The sequence below is a fragment of the Methylomonas sp. 2BW1-5-20 genome (assembly GCF_052474515.1).
In genome coordinates this window covers 998,678-1,021,145 of sequence record NZ_CP184127.1, presented here as the reverse complement: position 1 = coordinate 1,021,145, position 22,468 = coordinate 998,678, and the positions used below count along the sequence as shown (strand labels likewise).

Here is a 22,468-nt window from a genome sequence, read left to right as displayed (position 1 = left end):
TCAGCGAAATGTGTCGGCAACCAAGCTCCGATAAACCGTACGCGCGTAATCCGCTTCCAAAGCCGCCGCTTCGACGTCTGCGCGCACACTGACACCACCAGCTCCTTTTACCGTCGTAATCGCGGCAGCGGCATCCAGTTTATAAACGCCGGCCACGGAAATCCCGTGTTCAGGGGCGATCAGGCTATAACAGGTATTCAACCAATGCGGTTCCGCGACAGGCTTCTGATTGATCAGACTCGTCACCGCCAACGCGCAGGCCTTAGCCTCGGAGTTAGCGGCAAAGGCGGATTTGGGAATAGGCGCATAGTTCGCGGCGTCGCCGATGACGTGAATAAACTCGTCGAACAGAGATCTCCCGGTCAGCAGTTGCACCGGACACCAGCCGGAGGCATCGGCCAACCCGCTCCGAACCGCAATACCGGCCGCTGTTTGCGGCGGAATGATATTCAACACATCACCGTGGAAGTGGTCGCCGAACTCGCTGGTCAGCACCCTGCTCTGCTGGTTCAATTCGAGCAAGGGATTATCCGCCAGACTATGCCATTCGATCAGACTATTAGTGGTGCCGAAACCGTAATGTTTTGTCCAGCCGGCTTCGAACAGGGCTTGTTTGGAAAAGCTGCGCTTGGCATCGAGAATGAGTATTTTCGAACGCGGTTTATGCTGCCTTAGCCAATAAGCCATCATACTCGCTCGTTCGTAAGGACCGGGAGGGCATCGATAAGGATCGGCCGGCACCGCCATCAACACCACCCCGCCATCCGGCATTTCCTGCAACTGCCGCGCTAACAGTGTGGTTTGCGGACCGGCCTGCCAGGCATGCGGAAATTGCTCTGCGGCAGACTGATCGTAACCGGCAATCGCATCCCAACGAAAATCGATGCCGGGCGACAAGATTAGCCTGTCATAGCTAACGCTTCGCCCGTCGGCCAAGCGCAAACGCCGTTGCGCAGCGTCCAGACTACTGACACTATCGACTAACAGCTTGACTCCATACCTGTCTTGCAAAGACTGATAATCGACCGTCAATTGGTCCAGATTGCTCAATCCGGCAAACAGCCAATTGCTGCCGGGACAGGTTATGTATTTGGCTTTGGGTTCGATCAGCGTGACTTGAATATTCGCATCCAGCAAACGCAGATATTTCGCCGCCGTCGCGCCGCCGAAACCGCCGCCGACTACCACCACATGAGCTTTAGAACCTTCTCTAATCGTCAAGCCGGCGCAGCCGCTAAGGACGCCGGCTCCCAAGCCGGCAAGGCCTTGCAAAAAGCGTCTCCTGGATAAACCGGCCATCACTTGCGACTCAAATATTCGGCAACCGCCGCCAATTCTTCGTCGCTATAGCCTTTGGCAAGACGCGGCATCAATGTGGCGGGCTTTCTGTCATATTTAAAATCCAGCAAGGCTTGCCGGATCTGTTGTGCAGATACATTTTTTAGAGAAGAGATTGAGCTTTTGGGATCCAAGCTCGACTCGGTGTGACAATTCCGGCAGTTAAAGGCAATCGCTCGCGCATCGATTTCGGCATGTACAATTGAGCTTAACGAACCGGCAACCAGGACCGTAGCATAGCAAATCCGTTTCATGCCGTTTAAGCAAGCAGTTTCTGCCGAAACACTTCGTACAACAATACGCCAGCCGCCACCGATACGTTCAGGCTTTCCACCTGCCCGGCCATCGGGATTTTCACCAAAAAATCACAATGCTGGCGGGTTAAATGGCGCATGCCGGTACCTTCCGTGCCCATCACCACCGCCAAGGGCATATCCAGTTTCATCTGAAACACGGTTTGTTCGGCTTCGCCGGCAGCGCCCATGATCCAGATGTTCTGCTCTTTCAACCAGCGCAGGACTCTGGCCAGATTGGTGACCTGATACACCGGCACCGTTTCCGCCGCGCCGCTGGCTACTTTACAAACCGTCGGCGTGATACCGGCGGCATTGTCCTTGGTGACGATCACCCCTTGGGCACCCACCGCGTCGGCGGTGCGTAGACAAGCGCCAAGATTATGCGGGTCTTGCACCTGATCCAGCACCAGATAAAACGGCGTGACGGTCAACGCTTCGACATCCTGCTTGAGCTGGTCTTCGCTGCGCATCGCCGGCAATTCCACGGCCACTACGATGCCTTGATGATTCTTGCCGTCGGCCATCTTTTCCAGCTTTTTGCGCTCGGTTTTTTCCGGAACGATGCCAAGCTTGACGAGATCGTCAATCACTTGCTTTAGACGCAAATCCTGGCGCTGACTATCAACCCAGGCACGGCGAATTTTCTGCGGGGAATAATCCAGCGCGGCTTGTACCGCGTGGATGCCGAACAATTGGGTTAAATTCATGAGCGCCGGCGTCTTTTGGCTTTAGGCTTGTTTGGGGCTTTTTTATCTTTGTCCGACTTGGCGGCTTTAGCGCCAGCTTCGGTTTTTTTGCGACTTGACGAAGACTTGGCTTTAGCGATTTTCTTGCCCGATTGTAGCAACTCAAAATCGATTTTCTTGTCGTCCAAATTAACCCGCACCACCCGAATCTTCACCATATCGCCCAAACGGTAGCGCACGCCGGTGCGTTCGCCGTACAACTGATGCTTGCTGGCATCGAAGGCAAAATAGTCCTGCACCAAAGAGGCGATATGCACCAAGCCTTCCACATAAATCGACTGCAATTCGACGAAAAACCCGAAACCGGTGACGGCGGAAATCACACCATCGAACTCTTCGCCGATCTTGTCCATCATGTATTCGCATTTCAGCCAGCTCACCACATCGCGGGTGGCGTCGTCGGCGCGGCGCTCGTTCGCCGAACAATGCTCGCCCAGCAACACCATATCGGGATGCGTGTAATGAAAACTATCCACCGATTTGCCGGCCAGACAATGGCGAATCGCCCGATGCACCAGCAAATCCGGATAGCGGCGGATCGGCGAGGTGAAATGCGCATAGGCATCCAGCGCCAAGCCGAAGTGGCCTTTGGTTTCCGGGCTGTAAACAGCTTGCGACATGGAGCGCAGCAAAATGGTCTGAATCAAATGCGCATCGGGCCTATCCTTTACTGACTCGAGCAGATGCATGTAATCCAATGGCGTAGGTTGAGCCTTACCGCCTAGAAATAAGCCCAGTTCGCCGAGAAAGGTTTTCAGCGCCAGTAATTTTTCCGGGCCTGGTCCATCATGAATCCGCAGTAGGCGCGGCATCTTTTTCTTGTTCAAAAACCGCGCGGCTGCCGTGTTGGCAGTGATCATAAATTCTTCGATTAACTTATGGGCATCGTTGCGTTGCAAAGGCACGATCTCAGCGATTTTGCGTTCCGGCCCGAAGACGATCTTGGTCTCCTGGGTATCGAAATCCATCGCCCCGCGCAACTCGCGCTGATTGCGCATGACTTTGTACAAGCCGTATAAAGTCTGTAGATGCGGCAACAAAGCGGCATATTTTTTTGCCAGTTTCTGATCGCCGTCTACCAGCATTTTTGCTACGTCGGTATAGGTCAAACGCGCATGAGAGCGCATCACGGCTTCAAAAAACCGCGAACGCAGGACATTCCCTTCATCGTTGATCAGCAACTCGCAGACCATGCATAAGCGATCCACGTGCGGGTTCAAGGAACACAAACCGTTGGAAAGTATCTCCGGCAGCATCGGTATCACTTTTTCCGGAAAATACACCGAGGTACTACGATTTTTGGCTTCGGCATCCAGAGCGGTATCGACTTTTACATAGTGTGAGACGTCAGCAATCGCTACCAACAGTTTCCAGCCTTTCGGGGTTTTCTGCGCGTAGACGGCATCGTCAAAGTCGCGGGCGTCTTCGCCGTCTATGGTTACCAAAGGCAGTTTGCGAATATCTTCCCTACCCTGCTTGGCGGATTCGGGCACTTGCGGGGTTAATGTCTTGATTTCTTCCAATAAGGCATCCGGCCACTGATTGGGTAAATCGTGCGAGCGTATCGCCATTTCGATTTCCATGCCCGGCGCCATATGCGCACCCAGCACTTCGGTGATGCGGCCCAAGGGCTGGCAATGCTGGCTGGGTTGCTGAATGATCTCGGCCACCACAATCTGGCCTTTTTTGGCATGGCCGACGTCTTCCTTGGCAATCAAAACTTCATGGGCGATTTTCTTGTTGTCGGGCACCACATAAGCCACACGACCTTCGGTAAAAAACCGGCCAACCACATGATGCGTATTGCGCTCGCTAATCTCGATTACGGCCGCCTCGCGGCGACCGCGCCTATCGATACCGGCCACACGAGCAATCACTCGATCATTGGGCATCAGCGGTTTCATTTCCCGCGGCGACAAGAACAAATCTTCGCTACCATCGTCAGGCTTCAAAAATCCGAAACCTTCCGGATGCCCCAGCACTCGCCCGGCAATGGTATTTTCACCCGAGCCCAGGCAATATTTTTGCCGACTGTTGAAGCTTAGTTGACCATCGCGTTCCATGGCTCGCAGTCTGCGGCGCAAGGCCTCCAATGCATCGGGCGTTTCCAGGGAAAATTGTTGGGCAATCTGTTGGCGCCTTAACGGCTTGCCGGCTTGTTGAATAAGCTGGAGGATCAGCTCGCGGCTGGGGATGGGGTTCTCGTATTTTTCAGCCTCACGTTGGGCGTGGGGATCGACGAGTGCGGAAAAATCAGAAGTCTGATCGGAATTTGATGTCATTGAATCTGTTTGCTGGGTTCTGCCGCCACATCCACCTCGGAAACGGCCGGCAATCGTGTTTGTTATATAAAATCATAGCCTTTTTTCTTGCTCTGAGCCGGAATCACGTCGTCCAGAATCCTTCGGCATTCGAACTGCCAATAGCCCAGACCTATATTGCGACGGCCGTTCAAAATGATGGGAAAATTCTCGTGTCCCATAAACATTCTCAAGATATCGCCATCTTTCAAGCGAAAAGAGTCCATGATGATAAAGCTTTTTTCGCCTTCTTGATCTCTAGTGCCGTAAATCAAGGCTTTTTTCCGCTCGGCGTCGGCTTCCGCATCAAGGGCCTGATAAGCCACCGGGAAGGCTTGAGCGGCAATTACCATCACCTCGTATATCAGCTTGGAATCCTGTTTCGGCAGTAAAATTTTACAGACCACACCAAGGGAGCGTTGTTGCGGCATCGCGTCGATTTTGCGAAAACTCACCAGACTGCCGATAGACAGAACGCCTTCCTTGTCGAAATTGCACGATAAGGCTCGCTCCGAGTCCGTCTCCGCACGTATTTCCAGCCCTGACTCCAGGCCGGGTCTACCGGTTTCCAGTAGATCATAGGTCGTTTCCAAACCAATAGCCACATATCTGTCCAAACGGTCGGCAAAATACACGGTGCCTTGCGGCTCCTTACCTTGCCAGCGCTGCATTAAATAATCGAACAGCTCGGCGGAGAGTTTTTGATGATTATTCTTGTCAACCTCAAGGGAGCTAAAACGCGCCTCGTCCTTGCTGCAAAGTTTGTCGGCCTGCTTAATGACTTTACCCAACTTGGTGAGGTTGAGATAAAGCATCGCCGAATCGGATCGGCGGTCATTTGGCGCGGCATTCAGTAAAAATGCCGGAGGCAAGTCTTCGTCCATTAAAATCGCGCATTGCACGGCTTGCTCCGCAACCGGTTTGGTTTCGATTTGCAAAAAATCGCTGATTTTCTCCAAAAACTCATAAACCAATTGAAACTCTTTTTGCATCAAGCCTGAGGGATAGGCCAAACTCAGCAGCAATATTTGCTTGTAACTGTCTTCAACCGAAGACAGCTTACTGAAGATTCCGCCCTGATCGGCCACCTTGGAACCGGCCTTGTCCAATTTCACCGCAAGCTTGTACAGTGAATGTAAATCGATCCAAATCCAGTCCGGCACCGGATAACTCATCATGTAATGACTGATGACGATTCGACTCAAGCCCCGAATGGTGCGCTGTATCGCCAAGGCCGTGGACTTACCCTGCAGCCAACCGACGTCGCGGCGCGTTAACTCCTTTACCACGCTCCAATAGCCGATGGTAAATTGTCTTTCGATTGCGCAGGCTAAACCGAATATCTTTTTCTCGACCTCGCCTTTCGGAAAACCGAACTTGATCAAGCGCGAACGCAGGTAATCGTCGATTAAATAAAAGCTGTCTCTAAGCAATTCCAAGGCATGCAGACGTTTTGCCGCCGGCATTTCCACCGAAATCAATTCCCCCAGCAATTCGTGAAATAAGCGCGCGGCCAATCCCAGATTGGCGGTCGGCAGTTCGGCGACCCATTGCCGCAAGGCGTCGTCGGTAAACGACGCCAATAACTGCGGTTCATTTTTTTGTTCGGGGATGACCAGAAAAAAAGAGTTTTTCACGGGCAATCCAAAAAGGCAAAATGCGCCGCGAGAATATCCCTATCTGGCAAAGGGTACGGACCTAAAACGACAAAACCAAGCCTGTTCAAACTAGATGCGAGCGCCAACATTGACTAAAACAATCCTTCGTCATCGACCATCAAATTTTGCAACGCATTCATGTCTTTTCTGAGCTGCTTCCTCGTCAGCAACTTGGTTTGCACTCGCTCGGGAAGCTCGGTAAAAATCAATACTTGATTAGCGACCAGTAAATCCACCAAATCGTCGATTACCCTGACCATATCGTTATCGGTGGCAGATAACGCTTGCTTGGCCTTATCGCTGGAAAGCCGCTGCAAAAATGCCACCACTTCCACATCTTCGACGTCGAGCCATTCCTCGCCGCTATCACGCAGTTGCGTAATCGCTCCGGTCCGATCCCGAACTACAAACGGCATGATCCCCCCATAAACCTAAGGTTCAGCAAGATATCAAACCTAACGGCAGCAACCAGCCATGATAAATCGGCTCATCGAGGCGAGATAGTTAAAGCGCCTAAAGTTACGCCAATGTCGATACCGCGCCCATTGCCCGATAAGGCCAGCGAAATTTCACCGCGCGTCAATAGCTGTCCGTCTACCGACTTAGTGGCTCCGGCATGACCTTCAAAAGCGACGAAACTGCCGTAGATTTCATTCAGATTTTTAACCTCGGAAAACACCCCGGTACCTTCGATCTCGGATTTGCCTATCGTAAAACCGATACTCTTCGAAGCGAGCGCAACTTGGGCACGCTGACCGTTGCTACAGCTGATATTGCCAATGCCGTCGTATTGTTTGTAAACCAATGACCAGCCGCTGAGCTTGTAGGTCATGGTGCAAGAGGTTAACGGCGCAGCTACCGCCGATGTAGCGAAATACAGACTGCTACCCGCCATAGCGGCCAGCAACGGCATAATTCGAAAAAAATTGGTACTCATTAGGTCTCTCCTTTTTTATAAACCTTCAGGAACAATCGATACGATGCTGCCTGGGCAGAAAATCCGATTATATTACAAACACCGTGCGCACCCTTTACTGCGACGCGTTCAACGAAAGCACCGATTTAATTCCGTCGGCCGTTTCTTCCAGGTTAAGCTCAGTTGCCAAAATATAAACTCTATCCCTGCTGATACCGCCGGGCTCGGTAACATACTGGGCAATGTGATTGGCTCTTGCTACCGCCAGATCGTTAAGGCGTTGCGGATCGGGCGGAAAAACACTTTCCAGTTTCTGCCGCGCCACACTATAAAAATCGGCGTTCGGATCGCTTTTGATGCGTGGCGTACCCAGCAAGGAGCGCTCCAGTTCCTGCGGAAAAACCTCACCAAAAAATTTGGCTAATAAGCGTTTATAGTCATCATCGGATAATTCCAAATATTCATGACGAACCTTCTCGCCTTTGTCTCGCAATTCGCCTGACTTCATTTTTTTCAATACATCCTTCAATGCCTCGAAGCGCATTGCCGGCCAGTCCAAACTTTGATAAGCAATACCTTTGATTTCTAAAGTCAACTCAGGTTTACTGCCCAAAGCCTTATTGAGTTGATCCAGCTTGGCAGTTTCCTCACTAGCCAGTTCCGCGCCGCCAGGAGCAAAGGCTACCGCGCTAAAATCCTTGTCATCGCCCAATAGTGACGCGATTGCACGGAAGGGCGAAGTCGCAACCTTGGTAACCAGATTGACCAACACATCGGCAATCAAGGAACCGACACTAAACTGCGGATCTTCCAAACTGCCGGTAATCGGAAAATCCAGATTGATCTTGCCGTCGCCGTCTTTCAACAAAGCAATTGCTAGGTGCAAAGGCAAGGATACGGCATGCGGATTTTCCACGTGTTCGCCCAAGGTCAACTGGTCGATCAACAATTTATTCTGTACGGTAAGTTGCCCTTGCTTGATTTTGTACTGTAAATCCAGCGTCATTTGGCCTTTTTCGATTTTGTACCCGGCAAATTCCGCCATATAGGGCGTGATTAAAGGCAAAGGCATGTTGGCGAAATTTAGGGTAATGTCCGAATTGCCATTATCGAACTGATATTTGCCTTTAATCCCGACCGTCGCCATATCGTAAACCTTGCCTTTAAGCAGCAGCTTGGCCTCGGCGTCTTTATCCGAGGAAAACCCGCTGACTTCGCCGTTAAGACTATTCATTTCCGCGACAAATGGCAGGATCAAGGAATAATCGGCAAAATCCGATTTACCATCCTTCAGTTCCACTTTACCGATACTCACGCGTGGTTCGTCTGACTTGACGGCAGCGGTTTTGGCTACCGGCTTAGTCGAAGCCGTGGTCTTTGTCGGTGCGGATTCCACCATGAGGTCGTCAATGTTGGTTTTGCCGTCTTTTTTGATATTAAAACGCAGGTAGGGGCGATCGAACATCACCTTGCCCAGCTTGAAATCCTGCTTGTTCAAATCGATATCTATGCCGGTGAGCGCCAGATTAGACCATTTCAAAAAATCCTTGTTTTTGATCTGATCGCGAGTAATCAACCCTTCCAAGCCGGCGTCGCCGCGGAAGGTAAGTTGCAGTTGCTCGGCCACTGCCAGCTGCAAATTACCCTTGCCGCTAAAATCGCCATCCACCAGCTCCAATTTCAAGAACGGGTCGAGATAAGGCTGGAATACCTTCAGATTGACATCATCAACGGCCACGGCCCAAGTTGCCACAAAAGGCTCTAAACTCATTTCGCCGTCGATTTTCAAACTGCCGGCATTATTAAAACGGCTAGCGAATTGCAGCGGCAACCCGCCATTTTCCTGAGTATTGAATTTCTGCAATTTGCAGTTCAATTCGCTCAAATGCAGCTCTACCGGTTTTTTCTGACTAAAGTCGGTAAAGTCGATGGCATAATTGTAAAGCGCAACTTCGTCAAGTTTGATCGCCCATGGCTTAGCTTCCGCTGCCGATGTGGCTTGGGGCGCGGAAGCAGTATTAGATGGCGCGGTATCTTCGGCGAACAAGGCTTGATAATTCACCACGCCGTCGGCTTGCAACCAGGATTTGACAACTGCATCCCTACTCGAAATCGAAGCGATACCGACCTGTTGCTTATTGACGTCGACGACAATCCCGCCCACCGCTAACGCAGGCATGTTAACCAAAGGTTTACCCTGGTTTTTCTCGGTAATAGCCAGCTGTTTTATCTCGATACCGCCATTCGTTAACATAGCGGCCATGCCTGCATCTGTCGCCGTCAACACGTAATCGGCTTGCAAACCCAGATGACCATCGGCTATCTGTATCGGCAAAATTTGTTGCAAAAACAATTGCCAGACTTTTACCAATCCGACGCCATCCAGCTGCAAATGCCCTTTCGAAGCCAATGGCGCGAGCGTCAAATCGCCATGCCATGCGATGGTGCCGCCGGACTCCAGACCCAAGTTCAAATCGCCGACGGCGCTAGTTGCAGCTTGGGTACTGAGTTCGTTGAATGTCAGATTCACCGGCAATACGGTTTCGGACAACACCTGACCCGAACCGGCGTCTTGCCAGCCTATCCTGCCGTCTTTAAGCACGATTTGATGTATCAATAGCGCCAAGCTCTCGCCGCCGCTGTCCGGCTTCTCGGGTGCCGGCTCGGACGGTTTAGCTTGAAGATCGGCAAGATTAAATGAGCCATCGGCGCGGCGCTCTATGTTTACCTGCGGATTGTCCAACTCGATGAGGTCTAAAACCACACCGCCGAGTTTTGCCGATTCCAAAACATCTAGATCGACTGCCAGACGCTCGAAACCGAATAAACTTTTACCTTCCGGCACCGATAAGGCAAATCCTTCGATGTCGAGCGTGAAGTTAAACGGGTTGAAATGGACCGCTTTCAACTGGGCTTGCTGCCCGGTGTTTTCCTGCAACAAGGCCGGCAGTTTTTTCAGCGCAAAACTTGGTAATGCATAAAATCCTAATAAGGCATAAATAATCAAAACCGCCAGTACGCCAGCCGTCGCAATCAACCCTTTTCTCCGGCTCATGCTCATCACCGACCGTCAACAATTAATGCAGCTTATTCAACAATTCGGCGTCGATCCGGCAACCGCCGAGATCCGGATAATCGGCCAGATTTTGTTCGAAATCGCGGAAAGTCGGATGCTGGAAGGCCAAACGGGCAATTTTGCCTTGCACTAACTCAAACTCCAGGGCACCGCCCTTTTCGCGCGGACTGCCGGGCTTGGTAATAAACAGCATGATGCCGATATTCGCCAAAGGCTGGCCTTGATCCTGAGCCGGACGCGCACAACTATAAGTCTCGACATTTAGCCCGCCAAACACCCCTGCTAGCTGGCCGGCATTGATCAAAACGCCTTCATCCGGCACAGAGGGTAACTGCAACAGCGCTTCCAAACCAAAGTTACTCAAATGGTTCTGCAACAAAACCGTGCCGTTACCGCTCTTCTCGGTATTCAACAGCGGATACAATTGCCGGGCAGTCTCATCTTTGTTCGGATTTTGCAAAGCCGATAAAAACTGCCTAGCCGTCGATTGAATAGGACTGATCACACCTTCTTTCTTCTGTCTGGAGTTGGTTAGGGCTTCCCAATCCTGCTCGGTGTTAACCGGAAGCCGCATACTCTTCATCACTGCATAGTCCTCGCTTGCCAAGCAAGCTGAGAAATCCTTGGCGCGATATTGCTCCAACAGCTTGGGGCGGATTTCATCGGTCATCGCCCGTTGAACGGAGATATTGAAATTTTTCCAATCCGGGGACGATTTGCTCAGAAAATAATAGAGCACCGCATTCCGGTCGAATTTATTAAACCCCAGATCCTTCATCGCTAACTTCAGCCGCCGGCATTGGCTTTCCACGTCCGGGTAGTTCTGCCAATCGGGTTGTAGATTGGGCTTGGCGGCTGGATCGATTTGCTCGATCAACTGGCGCAGGCTGAGTTCGCCGTTGGCGGTCTGAATCGGTGCGCGCCATAATTCGTCCAACGACAAATCGTGCGCATCCGGCGTGGCGTCGCCGGCAGTTTTTAGTAACAAGGACGAGGAGATTTCCGGGTATACGCGCAACTCGCCCAGCAATTTAGTCTCGGAAACCCAAGCCTTCAAGCCGCCTTCAACCACTTCGTAAACCGCCAAGCGGCTTTGATTAAGATTGCCGCCATCGCCCGACAACGCCACGCTAGCCGGCAGGGAATGCGTTTCGGAACTGTATTTGCCGTTAGCCGCTGGGGTTTTGGCTACCACTTGCGGGTTGCTCTCCACCCAATTGCCAGCCAATTTGCCCATCACCGCCATACCGGTGCCGACACCGGTCAAGGCGAATAAACTACTAGCGGCGTTGACATCGCTGACTAACTGCGAAAGGTTGGCTTCGTGACTATTGCTAGTCAAAAAATTGTAGTCGATCAGCGTATCCTTACCGGAATCCAGCCGCAACCATGGCGTCAGATACGCTTTTTTGGTTTCCAGTTTGAAATTACATTTACCGGTGGTCGCTTGATACAAAAAACCGCTGGCTTCGCGCTTAAGTTTTAGCGTGTCGTTATGGATACTAAACACTACCGCTGCGGACAAATCGCCGTTCTCGTATTGGCTGCCGACATCGCTGCAACCGCCTTTCAAGGCGTTATCGCCTTTAAATTCAAAATCGGAAACCAATTGTACGTAATAGTCGTCGCCGCTGACGTTAGTCTGGCCGCGTATCGGCTTTATCGGCAATGTTTCGGTTTTAGGATAATCGACCGCAATCTGCCGGGTCGTGGCGCAGCCTGCCAGCATACCGCTACCAAGCAAGGCAATATTGATGATAATAAAACGGCGTATCGACATTAATGATCCTATGGTGTCACACAATCCGGACTCACATGCCGGCGGCATTGCGTCCGAAGCAATATCGTTTAAATTTAGACTGAAGTTCTTACGCGGCGCTTAATCCCGAATCCGACGCCAAACGAACGCTAATCCCCTGCGATTTAGCCGGGAATGATAAATTGAAGCAAGTGGTGTGGCTATTGTTTTTGTTCGACGCAATAATAGCGGCTAGAGCGCGTCCTGTTTGAAGCGATGGATTTGACGGCGTTGCTTTTTGTTGGGTTTATGCTCGCGCTCGGATGGATGTTGCAGGGCCTGTTGCTGTTTGTGCAACTCGATCTGCTTAAGCCGTTTGGCTATGCTGGCCTGATCTTCGCTGTAGAGCAAGGCCGCTTCCTGCGCCGGGCGGCGTTGCTTATTGAGATCGGTAACCCGAACCTCCCAACTGTATTGATCCTTACTGATAACAATCAAATCGCCTACTTTGACTTCCTTGCCCGGCTTGCAGCGCTGACCGTTAACATGCACTTTACCGCCGTTAACTGCTTCCGCAGCCAAACCGCGTGTTTTGAAAAAACGTGCCGCCCACAACCATTTATCGATGCGGACTTCGTTTAACTCACTCAACGCTAAATCCGCTCTCCGCCCAAGCTTTAAAGCCACCGGCCATACTGACCGCATTGCTATAGCCCAGTTGCTTTAACACCTGAGTCGCCAACGCCGATCGGCCGCCGGTTTGGCAATACACCAAGATCTCGGCTTGCTGCTTACTTTGAAAATCGGGATGACTATCGATTTTAAATTCCAACAGACCGCGCGGAATGTTCACCGCGCCCGGTAAGTGTCCGGCAGCATATTCGGCCGGCTCTCGCACATCCAGCAACAAGCCGGGTAAGCGGTTTTGCGCAGCCTCAACACTGATTTCGGTAATCTGCTGCTTGGCGGCAGCGACAAGTTCCTGGGCGGTGACAGTCATCGACGGGCTCCAACGATATAAAAAAGATCAAGCTTCCATATGTTTTTTCAATTCTTTCGGAATCGAGAATACCACTTTTTCTTCAATGCCTTTATTTTCACGAACCTGGGTTGTTGCACCACCCCATTCTTTCAGTTGGTTGATCACCTCCTGTACCAAGACTTCGGGTGCGGAAGCACCAGCAGTAACACCGACCACATCTATACCATCCAACCATTCCTGTTTAAGATCCTTGTGGGTATCGATCAAGAAAGCCGGCTTACCCAACTGTTCGGCGATCTCCCGCAAACGGTTGGAATTAGAGCTGTTCGGTGAACCGACAACCAAGATCAAATCAGAAATTTTCGCTAAATCATGCACAGCATCCTGACGGTTTTGCGTGGCGTAGCAAATATCGTCTTTCTTCTGTTCTTTGATCGACGGAAATTGTTCTCGCAACGCGTCGACCATTATTTTGGTGTCGGTCATAGACAGCGTGGTTTGCGTGACATAGGCCAGATTGTCCGGATTGTTGACCTTCAGATTCTTCACATCTTCCGGGGTTTCCACCAGATAAATATCGCCGTGCTCGGTACACTTGTCGTATTGACCCATGGTGCCTTCCACTTCCGGATGGCCGGCATGGCCGATCAGGATCACTTCCCTATCCTGTTTGGCGTGCTTGGCAACTTGCATATGCACTTTGGTTACCAGAGGACAGGTTGCGTCGAATACCGTCAACTTGCGCTCTTCGGCTTCTTTTTGTACCTGCTTGGAAACGCCGTGGGCGCTAAAAATCAAATACGAACCGACCGGCACGTCGCTGAGTTCTTCGATGAAAATCGCGCCTTTTTCCTTCAAGCCATCGACTACCGTACGGTTATGCACCACTTCGTGCCGCACGTAGATAGGCGCGCCGAAGGTATCGATCGCTTGATCGACAATTTCAATAGCCCGGTCGACGCCGGCACAGAATCCACGAGGGTTAGCGAGTACGATTTGCATATTCTTGAGTATTTTACTTGGTTAAGACGAAGCGATTTTAATCCAATTTTGTTTCCGAGACGATAATTCCGTCGCTATCGGCATAGAGATAATGATCTTTTTTAAAATTGACGCCGGCAAACGTGATCACCGAGTCGCGGTGCCCATGGCCGTGCTTGCTGCTACAGAGCGGATGAGTATTCAGCGCCATCACGCCAATCGGCATTCGGTTAATCGCTTCCGAGCCGCGGATACTGCCGTATACCACTATCCCCTGCCAGCCGTTTTCCACCGCCAAGGCCGTTAAGGTATCGCCCAACAACGCGCAGCGTTTCGACCCGCCACCATCGATCACCAGCACCCGATCGGATACCTTCTCTTCCAGCGCGGTGCGCACCAAGGTGTTGTCCTCAAACACTTTCAAAGTCGTGATCAGCCCGCTGAACTGACTTTTACCGCCGAAATGCCGAAATAAAGGTTCGGCGATTTGAAAATTTTCTTGGTTGGAAAACCGATCGCATAGATCGGCGGTAAGAAATGGCATAGCAGCCTCCAAGGGCTAGTAATATCGCGCCAGCAATCCGTATTGGCAATCGACATCGGGTAGCGGAATCTTTACTTCATAACCGCCGCCGGATGCTTCCTGCATCGGTTGGCCGTATTTATCGACCATATTCTCGACGGTTATATCCCGATTGCCGTGCGGCAGAATCAATTCCAGCTTGTCGCCAAGCGAAAACTTGTTTTTGACGCTAATATCCGCCCAACCGGTTTCCGTGTCGTAATGGGTAATTTCCCCGCAAAACTGCTGTTGATGGCTTTTAGAATAACCGGACAAGTAGTTTTGATGCTCGTGGGTGTGATGGCGTTGATAAAAACCGTCGGTGTAACCGCGATTCGCCAGATTATCCAGGACACCCAGCAACTCGGGCTGAAACGGCCGACCGGCCAAGGCATCGTCTATCGCCTGCCGATAGGTTTGCGCGGTACGCGCCACGTAAAAATGCGATTTGGTGCGACCTTCAATTTTCAGGCTGTCGATACCGATTTCCACCAAGCGCTGCACGTGCTCAATCGCGCGCAAATCCTTGGAGTTCATGATATAGGTGCCGTTTTCATCTTCCATCACCGGCAGCAATTCGCCCGGACGGCCTTCTTCCTCCAGAAAATAGATATTGTCGGCCAAAGGATGCCGATCGGCGCCACCGCAACTCGCGGTATTCAGTCCCTGATTCAAATCATTCATGGAAATGACCGCGCTATCGGCCAACAAATAATCGCCTTCCGCATTTTCCACCGCGGGCTTGGTATCGTATTTCCAGCGGCAGGAATTAGTGCAAGTGCCTTGATTCGGATCACGGTGATTGAAGTAACCGGACAATAAGCAACGACCGGAATAGGCAATACACAACGCCCCATGCACGAATACTTCCAGTTCCATGTCCGGGCATTGCTGGCGAATCTCGGCGATTTCGTCCAGCGACAATTCCCGTGACAGAATCACCCGCTCCACGCCCATGCTTTTCCAGAATCTGACGCTGGCGTAATTGACGGTATTGGCTTGCACCGAGAGATGAATCGGCATATCCGGCCATTGCTCACGCGTCATCATGATCAGACCGGGATCGGCCATGATCAACGCATCCGGCCCCATAGCAATGATCGGCTCAATATCTTTAATGAAGGTTTTGACTTTGGCGTTATGCGGAATCACGTTGGCAGCCAAAAAGAACTTTTTGCCCAATTGATGCGCTTCGGCGATGCCTTTAGCCAAATTGTCTGCCATAAAATCGTTATTGCGTACGCGGAGGCTATAACGCGGCTGCCCGGCGTAAACGGCGTCGGCACCGAACGCAAAAGCGTAGCGCATATTGCGTATGGTGCCGGCGGGAGAGAGAAGTTCGATGTGTTTCATGTCTGTACTAAAAAATGAGCTGGCAGGCATTCTAACAAAATATCCATTAACCCGATGCCGCCAAGTTAGCTAAAAAGCGATCTGGGTAGAATGCAACTCACTCACCTGAATAGCAACTTCACACAGGCTTGGACCAGACTGTACGATTAATGTAATCGACATAACTCAACACAACTCGTAACACCTGTTTTGAAACCGGCCCCGCCTCATAATCCAAGACCGGCCGCATAACCGCTTGCTTCTTATCATGCTGGGAGACGATGACACGCACGGCGTCGAGCACCCGTTGACTTTTCAAACCGCTCATAATGAGCGTTCCAACGTCCATGCCCTCCGGGCGCTCATGCGCATTACGAATAGTGATTGCGGGCAGATTTAACAAAGAGGCTTCTTCGGTAATGGTTCCGCTATCGGAAACCACGCAATAGGCTTCCAACTGCAACTTGATGTAATCGCAAAAACCAAACGGCTTCAGGAAATGAATATGCGGACTCAGCTCGCCAAGCTGCAAGGCATCCAACCGCTTTCTGGTACGCGGATGAGTTGAGACGATCACCGGCAATTCGTAGGTCTCGGCCAGTGCATTAAATGTGTTGACCATATCCAGCAAATTCTCGGGGGTATCGACATTCTCTTCACGATGCACGCTGACCAGAAAATATTGACTTGCCTCCAGACCCATACGCGGCAAAACATCGGACTTTTCTACTTGCGGCATGTAATGTTCGAGGACTTCGTGCATGTGCGATCCGGTCTTAATGATCGTTTCCGGACGTATTCCTTCGGCAAGTAAATAGCGTCGGGCATGTTCGGTCAACACCAGATTAATATCGCTCAAATGATCGAGCACCTTGCGATTTAATTCTTCCGGCACGCGTTGATCGAAACACCGATTGCCGGCTTCCATATGAAAAACCGGTATTTTTCTGCGCTTGGCGGAAATCACGGATAAGCAGGAATTGGTATCGCCATACAGCATCAGCGCATCCGGCTTTTCGCGTTCCAATACTTCGTCGGCTTTTTCGATAACCCGAGCAATGGTTTGCGCGACGGTTTCGCCGACGGCTTCCAAAAAATAATCCGGCTTACGAATACCCAGATCGTCGAAGAAGACCTGATTCAGTTCGTAATCGTAATTTTGTCCGGTATGCACCAAGATATGCCGGGTATGCCGGTCAAACTCTGCTATCACCCGGCTCATCTTGATTAACTCGGGACGGGTGCCGACGATAGTCATCACTTTAAGCACGCAACTCTTCCTTTATTAAATCCAGCTTCAATAACAATTCTTTTATCTGCTCGACATTCAGGCGCTGAGTATTGTGCGACGTGTAATCGTCCAGATTGGAAATTTTTTCCTCGCCCTCGCTAAAGAATTGCGCATAATTCAGGTCGCGATTGTCGGCCGGAATCCGATAATAGCCGCCTAAATCCACTGCCTTGGCCATCTCTTCGCGTGATATCAATGATTCGTAAAGCTTTTCCCCATGCCTGGTACCGATCACTCGAATCGGGTTGTTCCTGGCGAATAGTTCTATCAACGCTTGCGCCAAATCCGCTACCGTAGACGCCGGGGCCTTCTGCACAAAAATATCCCCTTGTTGACCGTGTTCAAAAGCGTATAACACTAGGTCGACCGAATCTTCCAGCGACATTAAAAACCGTGTCATATTGGGATCGGTGACAGTGAGAGCCTTATCTTCCTTGATCTGCGACACGAAAAGCGGTATCACCGAACCGCGCGACGCCATCACGTTGCCGTATCGCGTTGCACAAAGCACTGTTTCACCGGGAGCTTGCATTCTGGCCTTGGCAACCATGAATTTTTCCATCATGGCTTTGGAAATACCCATCGCATTGATGGGATATACCGCCTTGTCGGTACTCAACATCACAACGCGCGAAACATTGCGGGCAATAGCCGCCTCCATCACGTTTTCCGAACCCAATACATTGGTACGCACGGCTTCTTGAGGATAAAACTCGCAGGACGGGACCTGCTTTAACGCGGCGGCGTGAAATACGTAATCCACGCCTTTCATAGCCTGATAAATGCTAGCGTAATCCCGGACGTCGCCGATATAGAATTTCAGCTTCGGATCGTTCAATTCGATCCGCATTTCTTCCTGTTTCTTTTCATCGCGGCTGAAAATCCGAATTTCGCGAACGTCCGTAGAGAGAAAACGTTTCAGTACCGTATTTCCGAACGAACCGGTCCCACCGGTAATCATCAAAACTTTGTCTTTAAACATGTTTACTGCCAGGATTGTTGATATTGATGCATGGTACGCACCAGCTGCGGCCAAGCAGGCGCTTGATAACCGGTAGCCAATTCAAAGCGTTCGGCATTTAAGGAGCGATCTATCTTCACGCAGTCGTCCGGAATAATCCGGATACGTTTGCCATAGGCTTCGGCGATTAATTTAAGCAGATCGTACTTATTGATCGGTTGTGAGGCGACATGATACAAGCCATGAAGTTCGGGGCGGGCGATCACAATATCGCGAACTACTTCGGCTAGTACAGCGGTTGGCAATCCGGAGTAAATGGCATGGGTATAGCCCTTGCATTGCTCAGTCTGCAATAAAAACCAGCCTACCAAGCTATTTGCTCCTTGCAACTCATGACCGATAATAGAGGTACGTAAAGTAATGGCATGCGGATAACTGACTTCACCCAAAAACTTGGATTTACCGTATAGGTCTTCGGCATCGGAGGCGTCTGTTTCCCGGTAATTGCCTTGTTTGCCGGAGAACACGCAATCGGTACTAAAGTGTACCAGCCTCGCTCCCGCCAACTCGCACAACCGAGCTAAGCGGTGAGGTAACAAAGAATTGATTGGAATTGCCGACAGAGGATCCTTGGCGTCGGCAAGCTGCTTGATTAGTCCGATACAGTTGATAACCACATCCGGCTTATGATCCAAAAACAGTTTAAGCAAAAGATCGCTGTTTTCGACGTCAACCCCGATAATCAATTGTTTAGCCAGAGCCGAGGGAAAAAACCTTGTCACGCTGCCAGAACGCGCCACACCGCGTACTTGCCAATCTTCACGACTACTCAATACCCTAAACATCGCATTGCCGAGCATGCCGCCGGCACCTAACACCAATATCTTCATCACTTACGTTCCTTACGAATAAGCTCTTTGAAATGTTCAATCAATTCATCCACCAATTCTTCATGGTTAAAGTGTTTCAGAAAATATTGCCTGCCATTTTCACCCAGTCTTTTTTGCTCTTCCGGCGTTTTTCGATACAGCTCCAATATTACGGCGGCAAGCGCCTTACTGTCTTCGGCTGGCGCCGACAAGCCGGCTTCCGCCTCAAGCACCAGCCGAGCCCCTTCCCCATTTAGGCAGGCAATGATAGGTCTGCCAACTGCCATGTAAGCTTGCACTTTGCTGGGCACCGTGGCGGCAAATATCGGCTGATCAGTCAGCGTCACCAATAAGGCCGACGCCCGCTGCAGAATACCCGGCATAGCCTCGAAGGGAAATCGCCCCGGCAAGTGTAAATTAATCAAACCCAGCCGCATTGCCTCCTGCAACATATGCTCTCGGCGACTACCTTCACCCAACACTAAAAAATGAATGTTCTCAAATTCGCGCAGAATACTCGCCGCTTCGATGATCACATCAACGGCTTGAGCCGCGCCAATATTACCGGCGAACACCACCGAAAACCCATCCCCCAATCCGGCGATATTCGGCGCATCACTGTTTGCTGGCTCCGAGAAGGAATTGTCCACGGAATTTGGGTAATACACGATGGGAGTTTCGCCGGCGAATTCGCGTACCGGCTTGATAAAGGCTTGGGATTGCACCATTAGCAAATCCGCGTAGCGGTAGATAACACGAACAACACTGCGCACTAAGCCTATCACTAACGGGTTATCGACATGCCCTGTGGCTGACAAACTCTCGGGCCATAGATCTTGCACCCAAAGCGCAACCGGACAACATTTTACCCAACCGAGAAAAATGGCGGGTATGGCTTGCAAAATCGGAGAGGGCGCAAATACAAAAATCGCGTCGAATGACCGGCCTCGCAGCAGGCTGGGCGCGAATATTAAACCAGTCAACACAAAAGACAGATAATTGAACGCCAACCGCCAACCGCCGCGTCCACGCGGAAACAGCGGGATGCGATGAACAGTAACACCTTCGTAAACCTCTTTCTGATATCCGCGGACTCTATAACCTGGAAATATGTTGCCGCCGGGATAATTCGGCTTGCCGGTCAATACTTCAACATGCACACCTTTTTCCGCCAATGTCTTAGCGACATCGCTTATACGAAAACTTTCCGGCCAAAAATATTGGCTGACAATCAAGATGCGCAATCTATTCCGCCCACTCTAAAACCGACGCCATAAAAGCCGTGGCGTCCATTAAGGGCAACGGCTCCTGCTTTACGCCCATAAATTGCTTCACCGCCCTGGCAATGGAAGTTGCGGAATTCGGATCGAAGGTTTGCTCGGGATCGATTAAATCGCGCACATAATCCAACTCCGGCGCTAATATCGGCAATCCTGCCTGCCTTGCTTCTATCAACGGCAAACCAAACGATTCGAATGTAGACGGATAAATCAATGCGTCCACCGTTTTATAAAGTGCCAAAATATCGCGATGCGAAAGATTATCGAGATTGGTAATATTTAAGCCGTATTGCCGGCGTATAAACTCAATTTGCTTGCATAATCCGGAGAATCTGCCTTCATCCAACGTCAGAAATAATGTCGGAAATAATCCCTGTTCGGCTAAATTGCACCAAGCCTGTATCAGTAACTTGTGGTTTTTATGCGGCTCGCCGGAGGCCACATAAAAAAAACTAAAATCTTTAACGGGCGCCCCCTCTTCGGATAACTTGATACTACGAATAAAACCGGATGGATCAGCAACGAATGGCAGTACGCGAATTTTAGCTAGCCCGCGAGTCTTGTCTTCAAGCAAGCTTCTCATCGTTGGCGTTTGTACAATAAACTGGTCGGCGTTAGCAATTTTGCTTAACAACCAAAGCCGCTCAATAAAAAGCCTAACTCGAACTTTCAACGGAAAGTGATCCAGATCGATATTGTCTATTAAGTATCTATTCTGCAGAAATACTATCACACGTCCGCGCAATTTGAAGAGTGGCGGCAGATTACCAAAACACAAAACAATATCATCCGCCGCCACGGTCCTAGCCAACCATAACTCCGCGGCTAATCTATTTATAATCGATGGCGCAATGCGTTTAACTTGACTAATATTACTGAAATCCCTCGTTGCGGGCATTCTAGCATCGACGCTTAATACGTAGGTAGTTTGCGTATTAAGCGTTTGCAGAAGCGCATCAAGTAAGACCCAGCCGCCACCCTGATGCACATTCGCTGCATGTATATAACACTTTCCGCTCATAATTTAATTTTGAATTGAAAAATGATCATGAGTGTCTGACACGCAATCTAATTTTCTCAACTCTTTTCCCAATAAAAGCATCCAAAACCATTGCGAATAAGAGCGATAACAATACGACTAATATCACATTGTAAATAGGATCGATCCCACCTATTTTTTTTGAAAATTTTTCTATGAAACCGATCACGAAAACGTGAATGAGATAAACAGGGTAACTTAGATTTCCGATTTCATTATCAAGCTTACTCTGATTTTGAAAAGAAAACAAAAAAGGTAAAACAGCCAGGAATAACAAAAAAAGAATGATCGTCCTGATCGCGTCATTTACTGGAATAAACGAATAAAAAACCACATAAAAAACCGTCGATAAAGTTGCAATTTTCGAATAATCTCGATTAAAAATATTTTTATATAACGGCACTAAAATCTGATGCGCCAATGCACCGGCCAAAAAAAACACCAATTCGGCCGGAAAAAAACGATATGTCCATGGATCTTTCTTTCCTAAACCGGCAAAAATCAGATACCCTCTAATAATAACCGACAAAATAAGCAATAAATAAATTAGCCGTCTATTATTTAAAACCAAAGGCGCAATCAAATAAAAACTTAACTCCACACCCAAAGTCCATGCTTGCGGTACAAGCAATCCCAAATACAATAATTGTTCGCTTTTACTAAAATCTTCGATAAAGACCAATTTACCATTTTCGACACCAGAAAAAAGCACCCAGTCTTGACCAAATAAAAATATATTGGAAAAAATCAATAAGAAATCCGCGGATGCGGGAGCATTTTTATATATTTCAAAAAACCCACTCTCGCTTATTGTCACAAATATCAAGGAAACTATCGCTACGGCAACATAGATTGGATATAGCCTTAAAACTCTATTTAAATAAAACTTAGTTATCCTATCGTAAGAATTTTTTTCGACCAAAACATAGGACATCAAAAAACCTGAAATAATATAAAAAAGCTGGACAGCATTCCTTCCGCCGATAAAGATCAAACCATTATGCCAAGAATGACCGATCACAACAGAAATAGCCAATAAAGTCCTTAAAGTTCCCATAGAAAACTAAATTTATTAATACCTGTTTATCAATGCGATATCGCAG

The 22,468-nt window shown here is 49.8% G+C and carries 20 protein-coding genes; all 20 read right to left on the bottom strand.

What is annotated here, in order from left to right; all coding sequences use genetic code 11:
* The gene (locus tag ACH50O_RS04660) at positions 1-1,272 is read right to left on the bottom strand and encodes an FCSD flavin-binding domain-containing protein (protein ID WP_446810875.1); all 1,272 of its coding nucleotides are present in this window, start codon (positions 1,270-1,272) and stop codon (positions 1-3) included.
* A gap of 26 nt (positions 1,273-1,298) precedes the next feature.
* Positions 1,299-1,592: a c-type cytochrome gene (locus tag ACH50O_RS04655; RefSeq protein ID WP_446810874.1), complete on the bottom strand. Its 294-nt coding sequence runs from the start codon at positions 1,590-1,592 to the stop codon at positions 1,299-1,301.
* 5 nt (positions 1,593-1,597) lie between these two features.
* Positions 1,598-2,341 (bottom strand): 23S rRNA (guanosine(2251)-2'-O)-methyltransferase RlmB, encoded by a 744-nt coding sequence (gene rlmB, locus ACH50O_RS04650; protein ID WP_446810873.1) that lies wholly within the window; start codon positions 2,339-2,341, stop codon positions 1,598-1,600.
* A complete protein-coding gene (gene rnr / locus ACH50O_RS04645; protein WP_446810872.1) occupies positions 2,338-4,662 on the bottom strand; it encodes a ribonuclease R in 2,325 nt (774 codons plus the stop codon). Before rnr ends, rlmB begins: the two co-directional genes overlap by 4 nt.
* 62 nt (positions 4,663-4,724) lie before the next feature.
* Positions 4,725-6,317, bottom strand: a complete 1,593-nt coding sequence (locus ACH50O_RS04640) for a hypothetical protein (RefSeq protein ID WP_446810871.1) — start codon at positions 6,315-6,317, stop codon at positions 4,725-4,727.
* A 113-nt stretch (positions 6,318-6,430) separates the two neighbouring features.
* Positions 6,431-6,754, bottom strand: coding sequence for a hypothetical protein (locus ACH50O_RS04635; RefSeq protein WP_446810870.1), 324 nt, complete (start codon positions 6,752-6,754; stop codon positions 6,431-6,433).
* Positions 6,755-6,825: 71 nt separating this feature from the next.
* A complete protein-coding gene (locus tag ACH50O_RS04630) occupies positions 6,826-7,275 on the bottom strand; it encodes a hypothetical protein (RefSeq protein ID WP_446810869.1) in 450 nt (149 codons plus the stop codon).
* Between the two features lie 94 nt (positions 7,276-7,369).
* Complete coding sequence (locus ACH50O_RS04625; RefSeq protein ID WP_446810868.1) at positions 7,370-10,309, bottom strand: DUF748 domain-containing protein; 2,940 nt, start codon at positions 10,307-10,309, stop codon at positions 7,370-7,372.
* A 22-nt stretch (positions 10,310-10,331) separates the two neighbouring features.
* On the bottom strand, positions 10,332-12,110 hold the full coding sequence (locus ACH50O_RS04620) for a hypothetical protein (RefSeq protein ID WP_446810867.1): 1,779 nt from the start codon (positions 12,108-12,110) through the stop codon (positions 10,332-10,334).
* Between the two features lie 210 nt (positions 12,111-12,320).
* Complete coding sequence (locus tag ACH50O_RS04615; protein WP_446810866.1) at positions 12,321-12,719, bottom strand: RNA-binding S4 domain-containing protein; 399 nt, start codon at positions 12,717-12,719, stop codon at positions 12,321-12,323.
* Positions 12,712-13,068, bottom strand: coding sequence for a rhodanese-like domain-containing protein (locus ACH50O_RS04610; protein WP_446810865.1), 357 nt, complete (start codon positions 13,066-13,068; stop codon positions 12,712-12,714). The genes ACH50O_RS04615 and ACH50O_RS04610 overlap by 8 nt, the downstream gene beginning before the upstream one ends.
* 27 nt (positions 13,069-13,095) lie before the next feature.
* Positions 13,096-14,052 carry a 4-hydroxy-3-methylbut-2-enyl diphosphate reductase gene (gene ispH, locus ACH50O_RS04605; protein ID WP_446810864.1) on the bottom strand — a complete coding sequence of 319 codons (957 nt, stop codon included), beginning with the start codon at positions 14,050-14,052 and terminating at the stop codon, positions 13,096-13,098.
* Between the two features lie 37 nt (positions 14,053-14,089).
* Positions 14,090-14,575, bottom strand: coding sequence for a ribonuclease E activity regulator RraA (rraA, locus tag ACH50O_RS04600; RefSeq protein WP_446810863.1), 486 nt, complete (start codon positions 14,573-14,575; stop codon positions 14,090-14,092).
* 15 nt (positions 14,576-14,590) lie between these two features.
* On the bottom strand, positions 14,591-15,946 hold the full coding sequence (trhP, locus tag ACH50O_RS04595) for a prephenate-dependent tRNA uridine(34) hydroxylase TrhP (protein WP_446810862.1): 1,356 nt from the start codon (positions 15,944-15,946) through the stop codon (positions 14,591-14,593).
* A gap of 118 nt (positions 15,947-16,064) precedes the next feature.
* Complete coding sequence (gene wecB / locus ACH50O_RS04590; RefSeq protein ID WP_446810861.1) at positions 16,065-17,195, bottom strand: non-hydrolyzing UDP-N-acetylglucosamine 2-epimerase; 1,131 nt, start codon at positions 17,193-17,195, stop codon at positions 16,065-16,067.
* Positions 17,188-18,198 (bottom strand): polysaccharide biosynthesis protein, encoded by a 1,011-nt coding sequence (locus tag ACH50O_RS04585; RefSeq protein ID WP_446810860.1) that lies wholly within the window; start codon positions 18,196-18,198, stop codon positions 17,188-17,190. Before ACH50O_RS04585 ends, wecB begins: the two co-directional genes overlap by 8 nt.
* A 2-nt stretch (positions 18,199-18,200) precedes the next feature.
* Positions 18,201-19,067 (bottom strand): dTDP-4-dehydrorhamnose reductase family protein, encoded by an 867-nt coding sequence (locus ACH50O_RS04580; protein ID WP_446810859.1) that lies wholly within the window; start codon positions 19,065-19,067, stop codon positions 18,201-18,203.
* Entirely contained in the window at positions 19,067-20,290 is a 1,224-nt protein-coding gene (locus ACH50O_RS04575) for a glycosyltransferase family 4 protein (protein WP_446810858.1), read from the bottom strand. Before ACH50O_RS04575 ends, ACH50O_RS04580 begins: the two co-directional genes overlap by 1 nt.
* A gap of 1 nt (position 20,291) precedes the next feature.
* Complete coding sequence (locus ACH50O_RS04570; protein WP_446810857.1) at positions 20,292-21,137, bottom strand: glycosyltransferase; 846 nt, start codon at positions 21,135-21,137, stop codon at positions 20,292-20,294.
* Positions 21,138-21,372: 235 nt separating this feature from the next.
* Positions 21,373-22,401 carry an acyltransferase family protein gene (locus ACH50O_RS04565; RefSeq protein WP_446810856.1) on the bottom strand — a complete coding sequence of 343 codons (1,029 nt, stop codon included), beginning with the start codon at positions 22,399-22,401 and terminating at the stop codon, positions 21,373-21,375.
* Between the last annotated feature and the right edge of the window lie 67 nt (positions 22,402-22,468).